This window comes from Mycobacterium sp. NGS19, assembly GCF_059813155.1.
This window is the reverse complement of the sequence record NZ_JCALEB010000003.1, coordinates 618,629-637,328: the sequence shown is the minus strand read 5'-3', so window position 1 is coordinate 637,328 and position 18,700 is coordinate 618,629. Positions and strand designations below refer to the sequence as shown.

18 protein-coding genes are annotated in these 18,700 nt (G+C 65.9%); 6 read left to right on the top strand and 12 right to left on the bottom strand.

Features of this window, described 5'->3' with window-relative positions; genetic code table 11:
* Positions 1-25 precede the first annotated feature (25 nt).
* Positions 26-193: a hypothetical protein gene (locus tag AC5Y4N_RS12950; protein WP_499907581.1), complete on the top strand. Its 168-nt coding sequence runs from the start codon at positions 26-28 to the stop codon at positions 191-193.
* Between the two features lie 22 nt (positions 194-215).
* Here the strand turns inward: AC5Y4N_RS12950 and AC5Y4N_RS12945 are convergent, their stop codons facing one another.
* From AC5Y4N_RS12945 to AC5Y4N_RS12925, 5 genes are all read right to left on the bottom strand, one after another.
* A complete protein-coding gene (locus tag AC5Y4N_RS12945) occupies positions 216-1,802 on the bottom strand; it encodes a DHA2 family efflux MFS transporter permease subunit (protein ID WP_499907583.1) in 1,587 nt (528 codons plus the stop codon).
* 57 nt (positions 1,803-1,859) lie between these two features.
* Entirely contained in the window at positions 1,860-5,375 is a 3,516-nt protein-coding gene (gene car, locus AC5Y4N_RS12940; protein ID WP_499907585.1) for a carboxylic acid reductase, read from the bottom strand.
* A 204-nt stretch (positions 5,376-5,579) separates the two neighbouring features.
* Positions 5,580-5,819: a microaggregate-binding protein 1 gene (gene mbp1, locus AC5Y4N_RS12935; RefSeq protein WP_499907587.1), complete on the bottom strand. Its 240-nt coding sequence runs from the start codon at positions 5,817-5,819 to the stop codon at positions 5,580-5,582.
* A 118-nt stretch (positions 5,820-5,937) separates the two neighbouring features.
* On the bottom strand, positions 5,938-6,960 hold the full coding sequence (locus AC5Y4N_RS12930; RefSeq protein WP_499907589.1) for a DNA topoisomerase IB: 1,023 nt from the start codon (positions 6,958-6,960) through the stop codon (positions 5,938-5,940).
* Positions 6,961-7,082: 122 nt separating this feature from the next.
* Entirely contained in the window at positions 7,083-7,238 is a 156-nt protein-coding gene (locus AC5Y4N_RS12925) for a hypothetical protein (RefSeq protein ID WP_499907591.1), read from the bottom strand.
* 107 nt (positions 7,239-7,345) lie between these two features.
* Here AC5Y4N_RS12925 and AC5Y4N_RS12920 point away from each other — a divergent pair, with 107 nt between their 5' ends.
* Together AC5Y4N_RS12920 and AC5Y4N_RS12915 are read left to right on the top strand one after the other, a co-directional pair.
* Positions 7,346-7,780 (top strand): ATP-binding protein, encoded by a 435-nt coding sequence (locus tag AC5Y4N_RS12920; protein WP_499907593.1) that lies wholly within the window; start codon positions 7,346-7,348, stop codon positions 7,778-7,780.
* A gap of 50 nt (positions 7,781-7,830) precedes the next feature.
* A complete protein-coding gene (locus AC5Y4N_RS12915; RefSeq protein ID WP_499907596.1) occupies positions 7,831-8,556 on the top strand; it encodes a SigB/SigF/SigG family RNA polymerase sigma factor in 726 nt (241 codons plus the stop codon).
* On the opposite strand, the gene AC5Y4N_RS12910 is transcribed toward AC5Y4N_RS12915, so the two are convergent.
* From AC5Y4N_RS12910 to AC5Y4N_RS12880, 7 genes are all read right to left on the bottom strand, one after another.
* On the bottom strand, positions 8,527-8,979 hold the full coding sequence (locus AC5Y4N_RS12910; RefSeq protein WP_499907598.1) for an STAS domain-containing protein: 453 nt from the start codon (positions 8,977-8,979) through the stop codon (positions 8,527-8,529). The two genes, AC5Y4N_RS12915 and AC5Y4N_RS12910, sit on opposite strands and share 30 nt — an antisense overlap.
* 603 nt (positions 8,980-9,582) lie before the next feature.
* A complete protein-coding gene (locus AC5Y4N_RS12905; protein WP_499907600.1) occupies positions 9,583-11,388 on the bottom strand; it encodes an acetyl/propionyl/methylcrotonyl-CoA carboxylase subunit alpha in 1,806 nt (601 codons plus the stop codon).
* 70 nt (positions 11,389-11,458) lie between these two features.
* Positions 11,459-11,878, bottom strand: coding sequence for a SufE family protein (locus AC5Y4N_RS12900; RefSeq protein ID WP_499907602.1), 420 nt, complete (start codon positions 11,876-11,878; stop codon positions 11,459-11,461).
* On the bottom strand, positions 11,875-12,771 hold the full coding sequence (locus AC5Y4N_RS12895; RefSeq protein WP_499907604.1) for a sulfurtransferase: 897 nt from the start codon (positions 12,769-12,771) through the stop codon (positions 11,875-11,877). The genes AC5Y4N_RS12900 and AC5Y4N_RS12895 overlap by 4 nt, the downstream gene beginning before the upstream one ends.
* A 92-nt stretch (positions 12,772-12,863) precedes the next feature.
* On the bottom strand, positions 12,864-13,502 hold the full coding sequence (locus tag AC5Y4N_RS12890) for a Maf family protein (RefSeq protein ID WP_499907606.1): 639 nt from the start codon (positions 13,500-13,502) through the stop codon (positions 12,864-12,866).
* A complete protein-coding gene (locus tag AC5Y4N_RS12885) occupies positions 13,499-13,753 on the bottom strand; it encodes an acyl-CoA carboxylase subunit epsilon (RefSeq protein ID WP_499907608.1) in 255 nt (84 codons plus the stop codon). The genes AC5Y4N_RS12890 and AC5Y4N_RS12885 overlap by 4 nt, the downstream gene beginning before the upstream one ends.
* A 46-nt stretch (positions 13,754-13,799) precedes the next feature.
* Positions 13,800-15,455, bottom strand: a complete 1,656-nt coding sequence (locus AC5Y4N_RS12880; RefSeq protein WP_499907610.1) for an acyl-CoA carboxylase subunit beta — start codon at positions 15,453-15,455, stop codon at positions 13,800-13,802.
* 549 nt (positions 15,456-16,004) lie between these two features.
* Here AC5Y4N_RS12880 and AC5Y4N_RS12875 point away from each other — a divergent pair.
* The 3 genes from AC5Y4N_RS12875 to AC5Y4N_RS12865 all read left to right on the top strand — a co-directional run bounded on the left by AC5Y4N_RS12875 (position 16,005) and on the right by AC5Y4N_RS12865 (position 18,694).
* A complete protein-coding gene (locus AC5Y4N_RS12875; RefSeq protein ID WP_499907612.1) occupies positions 16,005-16,715 on the top strand; it encodes a LuxR C-terminal-related transcriptional regulator in 711 nt (236 codons plus the stop codon).
* 99 nt (positions 16,716-16,814) lie between these two features.
* Positions 16,815-18,479: an AMP-binding protein gene (locus AC5Y4N_RS12870; protein WP_499907614.1), complete on the top strand. Its 1,665-nt coding sequence runs from the start codon at positions 16,815-16,817 to the stop codon at positions 18,477-18,479.
* Complete coding sequence (locus tag AC5Y4N_RS12865; RefSeq protein WP_499907616.1) at positions 18,476-18,694, top strand: acyl carrier protein; 219 nt, start codon at positions 18,476-18,478, stop codon at positions 18,692-18,694. The genes AC5Y4N_RS12870 and AC5Y4N_RS12865 overlap by 4 nt, the downstream gene beginning before the upstream one ends.
* Positions 18,695-18,700 lie beyond the last annotated feature (6 nt).

Below are 18,700 nucleotides of genomic sequence, written 5' to 3'. Positions count from 1 at the left end.
TACTACTTGCAATTCATATATATGCGTGACCGGGGCCAACGCCGCGAAGAACGCCGCCGGCTGGCACATTTGCCTCGACGTGCTCGACGATGTCGCCCGCGGCACCGATCGCCCGCGGGTGGTCGGCCGGGACGCTCAACAGCACGGCTGGGAAGCGTTGCGGGACAAGTACTCTGAAGCACTTGTGGGCTAGGCGCCGGCCAGCTGTCGCCGTCTCAATGCGCCAGCGCGGCGGGGGCCGGCTGGTCGTCCGCGGTTTTCGGCGGGGTGCGCGGCAGCCACAGCGCCGGGATGTAGGCCAGCGCGACGATCGCCACCACCACCGCGAACACCACGGTGTAGGCGTGCGACAACTCGTGGGAGACCACGGTCATGAAGTCAGGCCGGCGTACCGCGTCGGGAATGAGCGCAGGATCGACCGGGGCGTGGCGGCGGGCGGCGTCCTCCTGCAGCGCCTGCAGACGGTTGGCGGCCGTCAGAGTGGCGCTGCTGTTGATCTGATGGGTCAGGATCACCGACGTGATCGCGGTGCCGATGGAACCGGCGACACGCTGGTTGACATTGATCAGGGTGGATCCGCGCGCCACCTGATGAGGGTTCAGCGTCTGCAACGCTGCCCCCGACAGCGGCATCATGGTGCAGCCCATGCCCATTCCGACGGCCAGCAGTCCGATCAGCAGCAGGGGGAAGTAGTCACGCTGGGTCCACACGCCATAAGCGAACGTTCCCATGCCGGCAACCATCAAGGAAATGCCAAGCAGCACAATCCGTTTCGGTCCGTCACGGTCCATCAACCGGCCGGCGATCGGCATTGTCAACATCGCGCCGAGGCCCTGGGGGATCAGGTGCAACCCCGACTGCAGCGGCGTCTGGTGCAGCAGCTGCTGAAAGTAGCTGGGCAACAACAAGGTTGCGCCGAAGAACGCCGCCGCGAAGAACAGCATGGCGAGGTTGGCGACGGTCACCAGCCGGTCGGCGAAGAGCCGCAGGTCGATCAGCGGATGGTCGGTGCCGCGCAGCGCGTGCAGGACGAACCCGGCGATCAACACGATGCCGATGATGCCGGGAATCCAGACGTGGGCGTCGGTGACCGAGCCGCGGTCGGGAAGTGAGGACACGCCGTAGAGGAAGCTCGCCAAGCCCGGAGACAGCAGCAGCATCCCGACGAGGTCGAATGATTCCGACGGCGACGGTTCGTCTTTGGCGAACACGACACCGGCCAGCACGAACGCGACAACGCCGATCGGAACGTTGATCAAGAAAATCCACGGCCAGCTGTAGGAGTCGATCAGCCAGCCGCCCAGGATCGGCCCGCCGACTGGTCCCAGCAACATCGGCACACCGAGCACCGCCATCAGTCGGCCCAGCCGTCTAGGGCCGGCCTCGCGCGTGAGGATCGTGAACGTCAGCGGCATCAGCATGCCGCCGCCGAGACCCTGGATCACCCGGAAGACGATCAACAAGGTGATCGTGTGAGCCATTGCGCACAGCAGGGAGCCGCCGGTGAACAGCACGATCGATCCCATGAACAGCCGCTTGGTGCCGAACCGGTCGGCGGCCCATCCGGTGAGCGGGATGACAGCGGCCAGCGCCAGCGTGTAGCCGGTCATGGTCCACGCGACGACCGCCTCGCTGGAGTCGAACTGCTCGATGAACGTGCGCTGCGCGACGCTGACGACCGTGGTGTCCAGGATCGTCATGATCGCAGCCAGCACGCAGACCCCGGCGATCTTCAGCAGCCCTGCGTCGAGCCGATCGGGGTGGTCGGCCTCGGTTTTGGCGCGGCTCTCGGCGTGTACCACGACGGGCAGGTTAGCCAGCTAGTTAGGCCGCTAAACTTCTCCGCCGCTAGGCGTGGATCACAGCAGACCGAGTAGCTGCAGGTCCGTCGCGTACTTGACGATGATCTGCGGCGTGACGTGCGGAATGTCCTTGTCCGGTCCGATCTTTGCGTCCTGCACCGCCGCGCGGAACTTGTCGGTGGGTGCCATCGACCCGCGCAGCGGCTTGTCGGGGTGCTGGTAGTTGTGCAGCAGCGGCAGCAGCGAGGCCTGTCGCTGGCGGTCGGGCAGCGCACGCAGCGCGGTGTCGAACCGCTGCAGCCACGTCGCGTAGTCGCCGACCCGCTGCACCGGGTAGCCCGCCTCGATCAGCCAGTCGACGTACTCATCGAGCCCGATGCCGTCGTCGTACGGGTTCATCACGTGGTAGGTGTCGAACCCGTCGCCCGCCCGGGCGCCCAGGGTGGCGATCGCCTCGGCGATGAAATCGACTGGCAGCCCGTCATAGTGTGCCCGCTGCCGATTGCCGTCGCGGTCGAGCTCGTAGAACGACTCGGGTGCGATACCGGTCGCCACCAGGCTCAGCATCAGCCGGGTGAACATGTCGGGCAGGTTCAGCTGGCCGGCGTAGCGGGTCTCGGCCAGGATCATGTCGCAGCGGAAGACCGCGACGGGAAGACCGCACAGGTCGTGTGCCTCCCGCAGCAGCACCTCACCGGCCCACTTGCTGTTCGAGTAGCCGTTGGCGTAGCTGTCGTCGACCTTGCGGGACGCGCTGATCACCCGGATGTCGGCATCCTCGGTGAACTCACCGGGCTTGATGCCGGCGCCCACGCCGATGGTCGACACATAGGTGAATGGCTTGAGCCGCGCGGTCAGCGCAAGCCGGATCAGCTCGGCGGTGCCCAGCGCATTGGGGCCGAACAACTGGCTGTACGGCAGCACGTGGTTGACCAAGGCGGCCGGGTCGACGATCACGTCGACCGTCTCGGCAAGGCGCTGCCAATCTGCCTGCGCCAGGCCGAGATTGGGCTCACCCTTGTCGGCAGCCAGCACCTCCAGGTGGTCGGCGGCCAGCTCGCGATAGTGGCGCAGCAGTTGCGGATCGCCGCTGTCGAACGTCTTGTCCAGCCGACGGCGCGCATCCTCGTCGGACTTCCCGCGAACCAGGCAGATCACCTTGCCGTCGACCAGTGCCATCCGCTCCAGCCACTCCAGCGCCAGGTAGCGGCCCAGAAATCCGGTGGCCCCCGTCAGCAGCACAGTGCGCACCTGCGGCCTGGGCCGGGGCAGTGTGGCAGCGGCGGACAGCGTGGCGTCGTCGATGAACTTGTCCAGCGTCAGGTCGCGCGCATGCACCTCGGTGGCGTCGCGGCCGTGCACCGACGCGAACGTCGGGCGCTTGCTGCCTTGCCGTTCGGCGGTGATGTAGTCGGCCAGCGCAACGAGGTCGGTGGCCGGGCTGACGATTACGCCGACCGGCACGTCGACCCCGAAGATCTCGTGGAGCAGGTTGGCAAAAGTCAACGCCGACAACGAGTCTCCGCCCAAATCGGTGAAGTGAGCGTCGGGGGACAGGTCGGCTGCGGCCGAGCCCAGCAGCGCACCGGCTGCCCGGGTCACCGTCTGAAGCACCGGAGCGTCGGCGCCGCTGCGCCGCAGCTCGCGCAGTTCGTCGGCCTGACCTTCGGCCAACTCGGTGTAAAGCTGCTCCAGCCGTGCGCCGTAGCGTTCTCGGAGTTTAGGCCGCGCCAGCTTGCGGATCCCGGTCAGCAGACCGTTCTCCAGGCTGAAAGGCGTTGTCTCGACGATGAAGTCACGTGGAATCTCGTATGACTGAAGTTCGGCGGCCTTGGCGACCTTCTGCAGCGAGTCGGTGATGGCCGGCTTCAACTCGTCGATTCCGTAGCGCGCCAGCGCATCCTCGGTCGGCACGATCACCGCCAGCAGGTACGAGCGGGCGCTGTTGCCGTAGACGTAGATTTGACGCACCAGCGGGCTGTCGCCGAACACCGCCTCGAGCTTCGACACCGTGACGAATTCGCCCTGCGACAGCTTGAGCACGTTGTTCCGCCGGTCCACATACTCCAAGTGGTCGGGTGCAATTTCCGCGACGATGTCGCCGGTGTGGTAGTAGCCGTCCGCGTCGAACGTCTCGGCGGTGACGTCGGGACGCTTGTAGTAGCCGGGAATCAGATCTTCTGACTTGATGAGCAGCTCGCCGCGTGGATGAGGGCGATCGGTGCGGAAGTAGCCGAGTTCGGGCACGTCGGCGAGTTTGTAGTCGATCACCGGTGGTCGCTGCACCTTGCCGTCGACGAACACCCCGCCCGCCTCGGTCGAGCCGTAGCCGTCGACGAGGTGCATGCCGAGCAGCGCTTCGGCCCACGCCTTCATCTCCGGTGACATGGGCGCCGAGCCGGTCATCGCGGTGACGTAGCGGCCGCCGATGACATCGCGTGCCAGCTCGGCCATCACGTCGGCTTCGACGGCGGTTTCGTCGGCGCCGGCCGCGAGACGGCGGTCGACTTCGCTGCGGAATTGCTGATACAGCATGTCCCAGATGCGCGGCACGAAGCTGAGTTGGGTAGGACGCACCAGCGCCAGGTCGTCGAGGAACGTCGACAGGTCGCTCTTGGCGGCGAAGTACACAGTGCCGCCGTTGCCCAGCGCGCCGTAGAGGATGCCGCGGCCCATCATGTGGCTCATCGGTAAGAAGCTCAAGACGATCGACGGGGCGACGGCGTGCTGACCCCAATTGGCGCGTGCGGCGCGCCGCCAGCCGTTGGCCACCAGCCGCTCCGGGTACATCGCGCCTTTCGGAGCGCCGGTGCTGCCGGACGTGTAGATGAGCAGCCGTAGCGGATCGTCGTCCTCGAATACCGCCGGGGGCACGTCGGAGAGCTTCTCCCCACGCTCGATGACCTCGGCCAGTGTGGACAGCACAGTGCGGCTGCCGGCCTCGGCGAGCGTTGCCTTGGCGGCGTGGAAAGCCTCCCGTTGCTCGTCGACCTGCGGGTGGAAGTCGAAGACCACCAGCCGCTGCGGTGCGTGCCCGGTGAGCACGAGTTCGACGGCGTCGGCGAGGTAGTCGATGCTGGATGCGACCACCACCGGCTCGGTTTCGGCGACGATGGGCCGCAGCTGCTCGACGGCGGCGCTCGTTTGCAACGGAACCGCAACAGCGCCAAGCCGAATCAGCGCGACGTCGAAGATCGTGTAGTCCACGCTGGTGAAGCCGAGCATCGCTACGCGGTCCCCGGGCGAGACAGGTTGAGCCGCAAGTGCATTCGCGATGGCGGCCGCTCCTTCGGTCAGCTGCCGGTAGGTGACGTGCTCGAAGCGGGGGAGAAGTTGGATCGAAGTGCGGCCGGTGTGCGGATCGGTGACGTAGTCGACGGCGCGCTGGCCCAGCGCGGGTCGATCGGCGTACCCGTCTGTCACTGCCTGCACGATCTGCGGTAGCCGTAGCCCTGGCTGCTCGATCGCGGCGTTGACGGCCTCGCTGGGCCGCGCGTCGGCGAATTGCTGGTCGGTGGCGTAGAGTTCGGCGATCCGGCGCTCAAGGCGCTGTTCGGGGGAATCGGTCGACATCACAATCCTCTATGGGGCTCGAGACTTATGGACGCGTTACGCGCAACTCGGTGAACATTAGATAGGTTAACTATATTCCGCGTCGACGGTCGAATTCCAATCGTGTGACGAACAGCACGACGCCAGAGTCATTGCGGCTCAAGGCGGTCCGCAAAACGACGAAAGACCCCAGGGACACCTGGGGTCTTTCGCCGTTGCTAATGCTTACCGTTGAGCTGAGCGCTCGCGCTTCTCCTGGGTCTTGGCGGCAGCCCGGGCCTTCTCGGCCTGCGCTTCCTTCTTGGCCGCATCGCGCTGCGCGTCGGCCTTGTCCTGCTGAGCTTCGCCTTCACGGACGAGGTCGCCCCGCCCGAGGATCGAACCAACGAGTTGTTTGACCTGGCCGAGGACACCTTCGATGATGCCGCGGATGGCCTCTTGCGGACCCGACTTGTGATCAGCCATGACGTTTCCTCCTCATTCGGCGTTCAACAGTCTGGGTTCCCGGCAAGCGCGCCGACGAAAAGTGAGATGGGTCTCTTTGCCCGACTGGACCGGCGCGGCCGAGGGTGACGTGCCGGGCTCAGCGCCCCTTCTCGACCCGGTGGATCAGCTGGCAAGTGGCCTTCTCGATCATTTCCTGACGGATCGACTGCGAGCGGTGCCGCTGGGCACGCCGGATCGCCGGCGCAATGGTCAGCCCGTCCTCGTACGCCTGTACCACCCTTGGGTCGACATACGACGCCCGCGCCACAGCCGGGGTGTTGCCCAGTTCCCCGGCGACCACCTTCATCACGGCGGCTTCGGCGCGCTTGCGCGCGGTTTTGCTCGTCGGCTCCGGCGAATGCGCGAACGCCTCCGCCGCCAGCACAGTGCCGTGCCATGTCCGCAGGTCCTTGATGCTGTACTCGTCGCCGACCAGCTCGCGGAAGCGGGCATTGACGTCCTCAGCGTGCATCTCCACCCATTCGCCGTCGTCCGTGCGGTACACCAGCAGCCGCGGATAGGGACTCTGCGCGCGCATCAGCGACCGCACGGCACGCACCACAAGCGGGTCCTCGATCTCGATCGTGCGCTGCACGCCGCTCTTGGCGGGATAGTCGAACTCGACGCTGTCGCGGCGCACGCGCACATGCTCGCGGCGCAGCGTGGCCAAGCCGAAACTCCCGTTTTCCTGGGCATATTCCTCGCCGCCGGCGCGGAAGTATCCGCGGTCCAGCAGCCGCTGCGCGACCCCGAGTACCCGGGCGCAATGCAATCCGCGCCCACGCAGATCGGCGACCACCTGCATGCGCCAGTCCGGGAGCCGCTTGGCCAGGCGCAGGGTGCGGTCGTACTTCTCCTCGGCGCGCTCCTGTTGCCAGCGCTGGTGATAGATGTACTGCTTGCGACCGGCCGCGTCGGTGCCGACGGCCTGAATGTGGCCATTGGGGTACGGGCAGATCCAGACGTTCTTCCATGCGGGCGGGATGACGAGACCGTCGATGCGCTCCAGCGTTTCGGAGTCGGTCACCGGATTGCCGTCGGAGTCCACATACGAGAACCCGCGGCCCCGGCGGATGCGTCGCACACCTGGGCCGCCGACGGTGGTTCGACGCAGCCTCACGCAGGTCTTCCTTCCACTGAGAGCTACGCCTCAAACGTCGCCGTTTAACTGCTGGTTCACGCCGGGTACCCGGGGCGGTGATGAACGAGATCGAAGCGATGACACGACGTCTCCGGCGCCGGTCATCGCATCTGCGGCATGAGGTCCACGACCACTTCCGCGTAGACACCGATCACCAGCAAGCCCAGAACCAACGCCACGACCCCCACTACCGCGGCGACGCTGCGAAGCGTCTGCGACGCGGGAGGGTCGACCTCGGTCGGTGCGGGGTGATGCACGGCGGGGTAATACCCTCTCTGGTGCGGTTTCATTCTCGCTCGAGAGGGTCGTCGTGACGGATGGCCAGCGGTGGAAGGGTATTCTCATGCCGATGCCAGGAGGCCAGATGTCCGAGGCTGACGACCACCCTGTGCCGGCGGCGCACGGCCTGCCGGTTGAATTCCGAGTACCCGCCCGGCTGGAGAGCCTCGCGGTGATCCGGGCGCTCGTGACCGCGCTCGGCACTCTCGAGGACCTGGATCTCGACGCCGTGGCCGACCTACGGCTGGCGCTCGACGAGGCGTGTACCGCGTTGATCCGCTCTGCGGCGCCTGACTCTCGCCTGACGGTGACCGTGCGTCCGCGTGCGCATGACCTGTGGGTCTCCGTGTCGGCACCGTGCGTCGAAGACAATGTGCTGCGGCCGGGAACCTTCAGTTGGCACGTCATCAGTTCGCTCACCGACGACGTGGAGACGTTCCGTGACGGTGCCGACGTCACGGGCCCCGGACGCGTCTTCGGGATCACGATGACCGCGAGACGGCTGGATTCCACCAGGTGAAAGAGAGTTCGTCACCACGAACCCGTTCTGAATACGCCGACGTACCGGAGATGTTCCGGGAGATGAACTCCCTGCCGGCGGACTCGCAGGAACGGGAACGGGCCCGGGAGAAGATTGTGCGGCGGTGCATGCCGCTTGCGGAGCACATCGCGCACCGCTTCGACGGCCGGGGCGAACCGCGCGAAGACATCGCGCAGGTGGCTCGCCTCGGACTTGTGAACGCGGTGAATCGGTTCGACGTCGAGTGCGGCAGCGACTTCGTGTCGTTCGCGGTGCCGACGATCATGGGCGAAGTCCGCCGCCACTTCCGCGACAACAGCTGGGCGGTCAAGGTGCCCCGCCGGCTCAAGGAGTTGCATCTGCAGCTCGGCAGTGCCACTGCCGAGATGTCGCAACGGCTGGGCCGGGCGCCGACACCGTCAGAGTTGGCCGCCGAACTCGACCTTGACCGCGAAGAAGTGGTCGAGGCTCTGATCGCGGGGAGCGGCTACAACACGCTGTCCATGGACAGCGGCGGAGGCGGCGGCGACGAAGACAGCCCGCCTCTCACCGAGACGCTGGGTAGCCACGACGCGAACCTCGACCGCATCGAGAATCACGAGGCGCTGCGGCCGCTGCTCGACGCGCTGCCGGAGCGTGAGCGGACGGTGATCGTGCTGCGCTTCTTCGAGTCGCTGACTCAGAGCCAGATCGCCGAACGGGTCGGGATCTCACAGATGCATGTTTCGCGGCTGTTGGCGCGGACCTTAGCCCGACTCCGTGACGAGTTGAAATAAGCTGCGAGCCCGCACTGGGTCTGAAAAGCCTTGCAGCGCTTCGGCAATGGACGACACCACGGGCAAACGTGCCTCTTTGTCGCACACCCGCAGCAAACGCAGCACGGCATGGCCGGGCACCAGCGCCCATTCGATGCCACTGCGCTCGCAGTTCTCTGCGATGTCGAGGAGGCATCGAATGCATTGTGCACCAAGGAAATTCAGCTGACTCAGGTCCATCACCAGCGGCCTGTGCTCGCTGGTGCTGCGCTGGGTGAATTCGGCGAGATGGTGGATGTTGGACGCGTCCAACTCCCCGGTGGCCGCAATTACGATCGCGCCGGCATATGGGTGGGCGGCTAAGCACACCCCGGCGGCGGAAAACTGGGCGAGATAGCCGGATTTCCCCGTGGTGGAGAGTTTGGCGTTGTGAACAACAGTCATTGACGACCTCATCTGTTCGAGGGTGTCGCATAGGGGCGGAGCGGCCGGGCACTGGCCCCACGAGCAGGGAGTTCGAAAAACCTGCGCCACCCGAGACGTTCCGCTCAGGCTGTGAACTCAACCCTGCGCCTGACACTACTACCGCACTGACGGGGTGACAACCAGAAATGATGATGGTCGGTCGTCTTCTTAGGGTCTTATCAGCAGCGTGCAATCGTGGCTCAATTGTCCGAATCCATCGTCCTGTCTGAACGCGAAAGCTCTGCCTCGCCGATAGTTTCCTGGCCAGAATTGCCTGATTAAGCGGGGCGAGCCCAGCGGCGGAAACCGGCGTGTTGCTGGCCGACATGCTGACGACCGCGCCGCGAGCCCGTATCTGAAGAACCGTCCGTGGATCTCGGTGGGTCCGAATGCGCGTGGCGTTGTGCCAGTGGTGATTTCGGCATTTTCAGGGCGTTGGCACTCTGCGGCCTGCCCGGGTGCCGACATGCGAGCTGTGCGCGGCCGAAGCCTGCGGGGTAGCGCTCAGCGTGGCGGGACTCAGCCGCGCTGGGCACTCGCACCTGATGCGCTAGAAACCAAGCGCGCCAACGTGTGTGGCCGCTACTTGATCTCCGCCAGCACGGTTCCCTGGGTGATCGCGGCGCCAGGCTCGACGGCCAGCCCGGTGACGGTGCCGTCCTTGTGGGCGGTCACCGGGTTCTCCATCTTCATCGCCTCGAGCACCACGATCAGATCGCCGGTGCTGACCTCCTGGCCTTCTTCCACCGCGACCTTGACCACGGTGCCCTGCATCGGTGCGGTGACCGCATCACCCGAGGCGGTACCGGCACCGCCGTGCGAGCCGCGTTTGCGTGGCTTGGGCTTCTTGCGAAGGATGCCGGGGCTCGCACTGCTCGCAGCCGCGCCATTACCCAACGCAAGATCGCCCGGCAGCGACACCTCGAGCCGGCGGCCGCCCACCTCGACAACCACCTTCTGCCGTGGCAGGCTCTCGTCCTCGTCGAGCGGTTCGCCGCCGGTGAACGGCTCGACGGTGTTGTTCCATTCGGTCTCGATCCAGCGGGTGTGCACCGAGAAGCTCTCGCCGTCGCCGATGAACGCCGGATCACTGACCACCGCGCGGTGGAACGGGATCACCGTCGCGAGGCCCTCGACCTCGAACTCGGCGAGAGCCCTGCGCGCGCGTCGTAACGCCTCGTCGCGGTCGGCGCCGTACACGATCAGCTTGGCCAGCATCGAGTCGAACTGGCCGCCGATCACCGAACCGGTCTCCACGCCCGAGTCCAACCGGACGCCGGGGCCGCTTGGTGGATGGAACTTGGTGACGGGGCCTGGGGCCGGCAAGAAGTTGCGCCCGGCGTCCTCGCCGTTGATGCGGAACTCGATCGCGTGGCCGCGCGGCGTCGGATCCTCGGTGAGGTCCAGCTTGTCGCCGTTGGCGATCTTGAATTGCTGCAGCACCAAGTCAATGCCTGCGGTTTCCTCGGTGACCGGATGCTCGACCTGCAGCCGGGTGTTGACCTCGAGGAACGAGATCAGGCCGTCCTGGCCGACCAGATACTCGACGGTGCCCGCGCCGTAGTAGTGGGCCTCCTTGCAGATCCGCTTGGCCGACTCGTGGATCTCCTTGCGCTGCGCGTCGGTGAGGAACGGCGCCGGCGCCTCCTCGACCAGCTTCTGGAAGCGGCGCTGCAGCGAGCAGTCGCGGGTGCCGGCGACGATCACGTTGCCGTGCTGATCGGCGATCACCTGCGCCTCCACGTGGCGCGGCTTGTCGAGGTAGCGCTCGACGAAGCACTCGCCGCGGCCGAAAGCCGCCGTGGCCTCGCGCACGGCCGACTCGTAGAGCTCGGGGATCTCCTCGATGGTGCGGGCCACCTTCATGCCCTTGCCGCCGCCGCCGAACGCGGCCTTGATGGCGATCGGGACGCCGTACTCCCGCGCGAACGCCACCACCTCGTCGGCATCCTTGACCGGGTCCGGCGTGCCCGGCACCAGAGGTGCCTGCGCGCGGGCGGCGATATGGCGGGCAGTGACCTTGTCGCCGAGGTCGCGGATGGACTGCGGGCTGGGCCCGATCCAGATCAGCCCGGCATCGATGACGGCCTGCGCGAAGTCGGCGTTCTCCGATAAAAACCCGTAGCCGGGGTGGACGGCGTTGGCGCCGGATTTGCGGGCGGCGTCAAGAAGCTTCTCGATGTCCAGGTAGGACTCTGCAGACGTCTGGCCGCCCAGCGCGAAAGCCTCGTCGGCCAACCGTACGTGCGGCGCGTCGGCGTCAGGCTCGGCGTAGACGGCCACGCTTTCGAGTCCTGCGTCTCGCGCCGCTCGGATCACTCGGACCGCGATCTCACCGCGGTTGGCGACGAGCACCTTCGAGATCCGTGAACTGGCGTGACTAGGCACTGCGCCTCCTGGCTGGTCGGGTTGCTGGTCTCTCTAAGAGAAGTCTTTAAGAATGTAGCCGACGCCGAGTTCAACCGGCGCGCAGGTGCCGCTTGATGCGAGCGAGCATCGCCGACATGCCGCGCAGCCGCAGCGGACTGATCAACGCTGCCAGCCCGAGTTCGGTGTAGAAGTCGTCGGGCACCGCCAGGATGTCGTCGGCAGGCTGGTGATCCAGGGTGGCCAAGATCGACGCGAATCCGCGGGTGGTGGGGGCTTCTGCGGGGGCGCTGAAGAACAGCCGCACGTCGTCGCGGTTGCCGGCGTCGACATGCAAGAACAGCGGCGACTGGCATTCGGGAACCGGCTCCATCGCGGCCTCTTCCAGCTCGGCGGGCAGCGGCGGCAGCTCGTCGGCGAACTCCAGCAGCAGCTTGAGCTTGTCCTGGCCCTCCACCTCGCGGAAGTCGGACACCACCTCGGCCAGCGGAGCCGGAAGCGTCGACGTCATCGGGAGCCGGGCACCCCGCCTGGCTCGGGCCCCGCGACGATCGGCACCCGCACCGTGTTGCCCCATTCCGTCCACGAGCCGTCGTAGTTACGCACCTTGGGCAGGCCGAGCAGATGCGTGAGCACGAACCAGGTGTGGCTGGAGCGTTCGCCGATGCGGCAGTACACGATTGTTTCGCTGTCCGGCTTGAGGAAGCCGTACAGCTCCTCCAGCTCCTCACGCTTGCGGAACCGGCCGTCGTCCTGGGCGGCCTTCGCCCACGGAATCGACACCGCAGTGGGGATGTGGCCACCACGCAGTGCGCCCTCTTCGGGGTAGTCGGGCATGTGAGTGCGCTCGCCGGTGTACTCCTGCGGCGAGCGCACGTCGATCAGCGGCTGCTTGCCCAGTGCGGCCAGCACGTCGTCCTTGTACGCCCGGATCGGGGCGTCGTTGCGCTGCACCACCGGATAACCGCTGGAACGCCGGTCCGGGACCTCCAGCGTGGTTTCGCGCCCGCTCGAGATCCAGAGGTCGCGGCCGCCGTCGAGCAGGCGCACATCAGGGTGGCCGAACAACGTGAAAACCCACAGGGCGTATGCAGCCCACCAGTTGCTCTTGTCGCCGTAGATGACGACGGTGTCGTCGCGGCTGATGCCTTTGGAGTCCATCAGCGCGGCGAACTGCTCGCCGTCGATGTAGTCGCGCACGTGCGGGTCATTGAGGTCGGTGTGCCAGTCGATCTTCACCGCGCCGGGGATGTGGCCGACGTCGTAGAGCAGCACGTCCTCGTCGGACTCGACCACGGCCAGTCCGGGCGCGCCGAGGTGCGACGCCAGCCAATCGGCGGTGACCAACCGCTCGGGGTGGGCGTAGGACTGCAGTTGAGGGCTGGGATCGGGAGGCAATGGCACGTCAACGAGCCTAGCGCGGGTGAGATCGCGGCGAGTTCAACGCTATGGCGATCTCTACTCGAACTTCTGCTGCTTAGCGTTGAATTCGACGGTCAGGCGACAGGGTTGGCGGCCCAGAGCGCCGGTATCGACAAGCCGGCGCGGGCCAGCAGTCGGCGGGTGAGCGGCAGGCTGATGCCGATCACGCTCGACGGGTCGCCGTCGACGGCGTCGACGAACCAGCCGCCGAGGCCGTCGATCGTGAACCCCCCGGCGACGTTCAGCGGTTCGCCACTGGCCACGTAGGCTTCGAGCTCGTCGTCGGATGGATTCGCGAAATGTACTGCGGTGACCAGCGTTTCAGCGCTCTGATACGCAACATCGTTGTCTTGCAACCGAATCAGGCAGTGCCCGGTGTGAAGGTCACCGGTGTGACCGGCCATCGTCTGCCACTGCTGTTTCGCCTCCGCTGGCGACGACGGCTTGCCGCGCAGGCGCCCGTCGCAGTACAGCATCGAATCGCAGCCGATCACAACGCAATCGGCGGCAACGGCGGCATCGAGCCGAGCGACGACGTCTTGGGCTTTCGCGGTCGCCAGCGCAGTGGTGACCATCTGCGGTGGGCCGTCTTCTTGCGCGGCGATCACCGCGTCCTCGTCGACACCGGAGACCACGACGAGAGGCTCGATCCCCGCCTGGCGCAAGACCTTTCGCCGCCCCGACGAGGCCGACCCGAGCACCACCCGGGTCATCGGCGCATATACGTCCGTTCCAGCAACGTGACGCGCTCCCACGAGAAAATCGCATAGCGCAGCTTGCTGACGGGATGACCCCACAGGTTGCGTTCTCTGACCGTGGGCGTGAGCGTGCCGCCGGAGGCGCCACCGAGCACCGCCACCAGCGCGGCGATGTCCTCGTCGGTGGGCTTGCCGCGCTCGATGTGGATGTCGACGTGCGCCGGCGCGGCGGCCGTTTCGTTCGGCTCCCCTGGCAGATCTGTCATGGCTGTGCGTCCCCGTCTGTCACGTGTGCTGGATCGTTCGCTGCGCTCACAGTGGAATGTTGCCGTGCTTCTTCGGCGGCATCTGAGTGATCTTGCGTTCCAACAGCCGCAGTGCGGTCGCGATGTACCCGCGCGTGTGTGACGGGGGGATCACCGCGTCGACGTAGCCGCGCTCCGCGGCGATGTACGGGTTGACCAGCGTGTCCTCGTAGTCCTGCTGCAGCTTGAGGCGCAGCGCCTCGACGTCCTCGCCGTTGCGGGCGGCCTCGGCCAATTGCTGGCGGTAGACGAAGCCCACCGCGCCGGAGGCGCCCATCACCGCGATCTGCGCGGTCGGCCAGGCGACGTTGACGTCGGCGCCCATGTGCTTGGACCCCATCACGTCGTAGGCACCGCCGTACGCCTTGCGGGTGATGACGGTGATCTTGGCGACGGTTGCCTCGCCGTAGGCGTACAGCAGCTTGGCCCCGCGCCGGATGATGCCGTTGTACTCCTGGTCGGTGCCCGGCAGGAAGCCGGGCACGTCGACCAGCGTGACGATCGGGATGTTGAAGCAGTCGCAGGTCCGGACGAACCGGGCCGCTTTCTCCGACGCGTTGATGTCCAGGCAGCCGGCGAAGTGGGTCGGCTGGTTCGCGACGATGCCGACCGGCCGGCCCTCGATGCGGCCGAAGCCGACGATGATGTTCGCGGCGTAGCCGGCTTGCACCTCCAGGAACTCGTCGTCGTCGAGGATCCGGGTGATCACCTCGTGCATGTCGTAGGGCTGGTTCGGCGAGTCCGGAATCAGGGTGTCCAGCTCGAGGTCTTCGGCGGTCAAGTTGTCCTCGATGGCGCCTTCGGGAACCGGAACGGGGTAGACGGGCGGATCGGCGTAGTTGTTGGGCGGCAGATACGACAGCAGGTCGCGCACATAGTCGAACGCGTCCTGTTCGCCGGAAGCGACGTAATGCGCGGTGCCGGACTTGGCCATGTGGGTGTGCGCGCCGCCGAGTTCCTCCATCGTGACGTCCTCGCCGGTGACGGTCTTGATGACGTCCGGGCCGGTGATGAACATCTGGCTGGTCTGGTCGACCATCACGACGAAGTCGGTGAGCGCCGGGGAGTAGACGTGTCCGCCCGCCGCAGCGCCCATGATCAGCGAGATCTGCGGGATGACGCCTGACGCCAAAATGTTGCGGTGGAAGATCTCGCCGTACAACCCCAGGGAGACGACGCCCTCCTGGATCCGCGCGCCGGCCCCGTCGTTGATGCCGATGAGCGGCCGGCCGGTCTTGATGGCCAGGTCCTGCACCTTGACGATCTTCTCGCCGTACACCTCGCCGAGGCTGCCGCCGAACACCGTCGCGTCCTGGGAGAAGATGCACACGTCGCGGCCCTCGATGGTGCCGTATCCCGTCACCACGCCGTCGCCGAGAGGCCGTTTCTGGTCGAGTCCGAAGTTCTTGCTGCGGTGCCGGGCCAGCGCGTCCAGCTCCACGAACGAGCCCTCGTCGAGCAGCGCGTAGATCCGCTCCCGGGCGGTCAGCTTGCCTTTGGCGTGAACCTTCTCGACGGCGGCCTCACCGACCGGGTGCAAGGTCTCCTCGGTGCGCCTGCGCAGTTCTGCCAGCTTGCCGGCGGTGGTGTGGATGTCGATGGTGTGCTCGGCAGCCGGCTCCGCGGTGTGGTCGGCAGTGTCGTTCTTCGTGCTGCTCGTCATGGACGTCGATGGTATCGGTACGTTGCGGGCACGAATCGACGGAGCCGAACGGCTCCCGCCGAAGGCCGTGATCCTGGCAACAGATCGTTGCTGGTCGCAGAAAAGCGTCCCGGATGCGGTCCGTTGTCTTTAGGATGATGCAAGCGCGACGCGTGCGGCACCACCACACCAGACGGCTACCACAGGTTGACTGACTCGCCGGAAGATCTGTTGTCTTCGCCGCGCGAACTAGACCCTGGCCTAGCCGAAATTAGCTCTGACGGTCTATTCACATGCGCCGCAGGAATGCTGATAGTTGCGAGGTGTTCTTTCCATCAGCTCGCGACCGTAGGCGGCCGCTGGCGAGGGGATCGAACGCATGTGGTTCTAGTACTGGCGTCACTTGCCGCAGGACCGCGCCGCAACACTCACCGAATCGGAACGGCGGTGTTCGTGTCCTCGTCGGGGAACGGCCCCGCTACAGACCGCTGACGGCTGACGGTCAGACAGGCAGACCCACACCGCTGAGCAAGCCACGAGTCGGTTGGCCCCCGGATGCCGTCGACTAGCGTGGGCAAGTCGGACTCGGCTTGGGAAGAATCAGAGGGCGCGGACGTGCTCCGCGACGCAAGTCTTCTGATTGTCGATGACTGCAAGCTCTACCGCGACAATCTGGCTGCGGTTCTGGTTGCCAACGGGGCGGCCGTTCCAAGCGTCGCGTGGGATCTGCCCTCGTTGATCCGAACGCTCGAAGATACCGCGCCGCACGTCATCGTATTGATGATGGCGACTCGCGACAGCAAGATCTTGCTCAGGGCCGCAAGAGAATTCACTCCCAGCGCGCGAGTGATCGCCGTGGGTTTGTCGGAAAACGACGAATCGGAGATCGTCTCCTGTGCCGAAGCGGGTGTCGCCAGCTACCACTTGCGCACCGAGTCCCTTGCCGACCTTCTTCTCTTGATACGGAAGGTTGCTGCCGGGGAGTCGTCGTATTCGCCAAAAGTTTCCGCGATTTTGCTTCGCCGGTTGTCGGCGCTTTCTTCCGGAAAGGGCCAACTGGCGGGACGGGAACTAGTTCTCACGGCGCGCGAGGCCCAGATCCTTCGGATGGTGGAACTAGGCCTTTCGAATCGCGATATCGCGGTACGGCTCCACATCGCCGTTCATACCGTCAAGAACCACGTGCACAGCCTATTGATCAAGCTTGGCGTCAGTACACGCGCCGAAGCCTCGACGCTGTCCCGCAGTCTCGGGTACACCGTCAGCAACCAGGGGAACTAGACCGCGGTCTATCAGAAGTTCGCTCTGACGGTCCATTTACATACGCGACCCGACTTTCGATAGTTGCGATGTGTTCTTCGGATTAGCTTCAAGATCCAGTTGCCGTTCGCTGGCGAGCGAATCGGCGGCCATCTTTTCGGCACCGCCGATCCCGCCCACCACGTCGACTCCGCGACGTCGGCACCTGGCGGCCGCGTGACTTCCAGCATCCGTGTCGACCTTCCCGAGACCGATACCGGCGAGGACGTCATTGCGGACTTCACCGCTGCGGCCCGAGAGTGGCCGCACCGTGCTGCCATCGTGCACAACGGGTCGTCCATCACCTATCGAGACCTCGCAGAGCGCGTGCGCTGCACCGGATTCGGCTATCGGAGACTGCGATTCGGCGCTGATGGAGCACCCGTTCTGATCGGCGCGTTGGTATCCCACACACCCGTCGTGGTGAGCCACTTGCTGGGGATACTGCAAGCCGGTGCGGTCTATTGCCCGATCGACGCCGCGCTTCCGGTCGCGCGCAAGGAGGAGCTCGCCGCGGTGCTCGGCGTGGACCGTCTTTTTGTGACAGGGCGGCACTCGCAGCAAGCAGGCACCCTGCGGATCGAAGCCGTCGACGAAGACCTGGTTGTTGCGGATACCGAGGATGCTGAACTGTCTCAGTTCCTATGGCGCCAAAGCGATCCCGCTTATGTGCTGTGCACCTCCGGCTCTACCGGAACGCCGAAACCGGTGGTGGTGTCTCGGCGTGCCCTTACCATCACGGTGCGCGCGCTGCGCGGCCTCTTCGGGCTCACCCCAGCAGACCGCGTGCTCCAATTCGCCTCGCTCGGCTGGGACACCTGCTTCGAAGAGATCTTGCCTGCGTTGACTGCCGGCGCGACATTGGTTTTCGACGACGCGGCCCATTCCGGTTCGTTCCGCCCGTTCCTGCGCATGCTGGCGGAACGGGAAGTCAGCGTGCTCGATCTGCCGACGGCGTTCTGGCACGAGCTCGTGCTTTTTTTGCATGAGGAGCGAGCGACACTTCCAGACAGCATCCGACTGGTCGTGATCGGCGGCGAGCGAGTCGACTCGACCCGGTTGCGGCAGTGGCGCGACCTCGATCTCGGGCACGTCAGCTTGCTCAATACCTACGGGTGTACCGAAACGACGATGGTGACCCACGCGGTGCACCTAAGTGGCCCACGCGCCGAGCCGGACGTCGTCGCCTACGACGCCGAGGCGCCCCTGGGTCGTCCGCTGCCCCATGTGCGCGATTACGTCACCGACGAGGGTGAGCTGTTGGTCTGCAGCCCCTCGTTGGCCACCGGATACCTCGGCATGCCGGAACTGACGGCGGCTGCGTTTCCGGTCGCCGATCACGGATCGGGACCAGCCCGGTGGTTCCGAACCGGCGATCTGGTCGTCCGTGGCGAATACGGGACCCTCTACCCTCGGGGCCGCGCTGACGAACAGGTGAAAGTCTCTGGCGTTCGCGTACATCCGGCCGAGGTGGAGGCGCAGTTGAACACCCACCCTGCGGTCGTGGGGGCGGTCGTGATGGGCGAACGGCGGCTCGGGCAGATGACGTTGACGGCCTATGTCGTGCGGTCCGGGGCGACGACCTCCGCTGAGTTGAGGCGTTACCTGCGTGACCGCCTGCCGGCCCAATTCGTACCCAGCACAGTGAGATTCGTTGCTGCGCTGGCCTATACCTCGAGCGGAAAAGTTGATCGGGCGGCCACGCGACGTGCCGCAGTCGAGCACGACAGCGAAGGAGCAGGATGAGCGCCGACCACATTGTCCAGATTTTTCGGAGGGTCCTCGCCACCAGCGAGGTGAAGGCGAGCTCTGACTTCTTCGAACTCGGCGGCGACTCGCTGCTCGCGACGCGCGTACTCAGCGCGCTCGCAAGGGATTTCGGAACGGAGCTGTTGTACGAGGACTTCGTCGAAGACCCCTCGCCGGCCGGGTTGTTCGCCAAAGTAGCCGGCGCGGCGTGATGGATG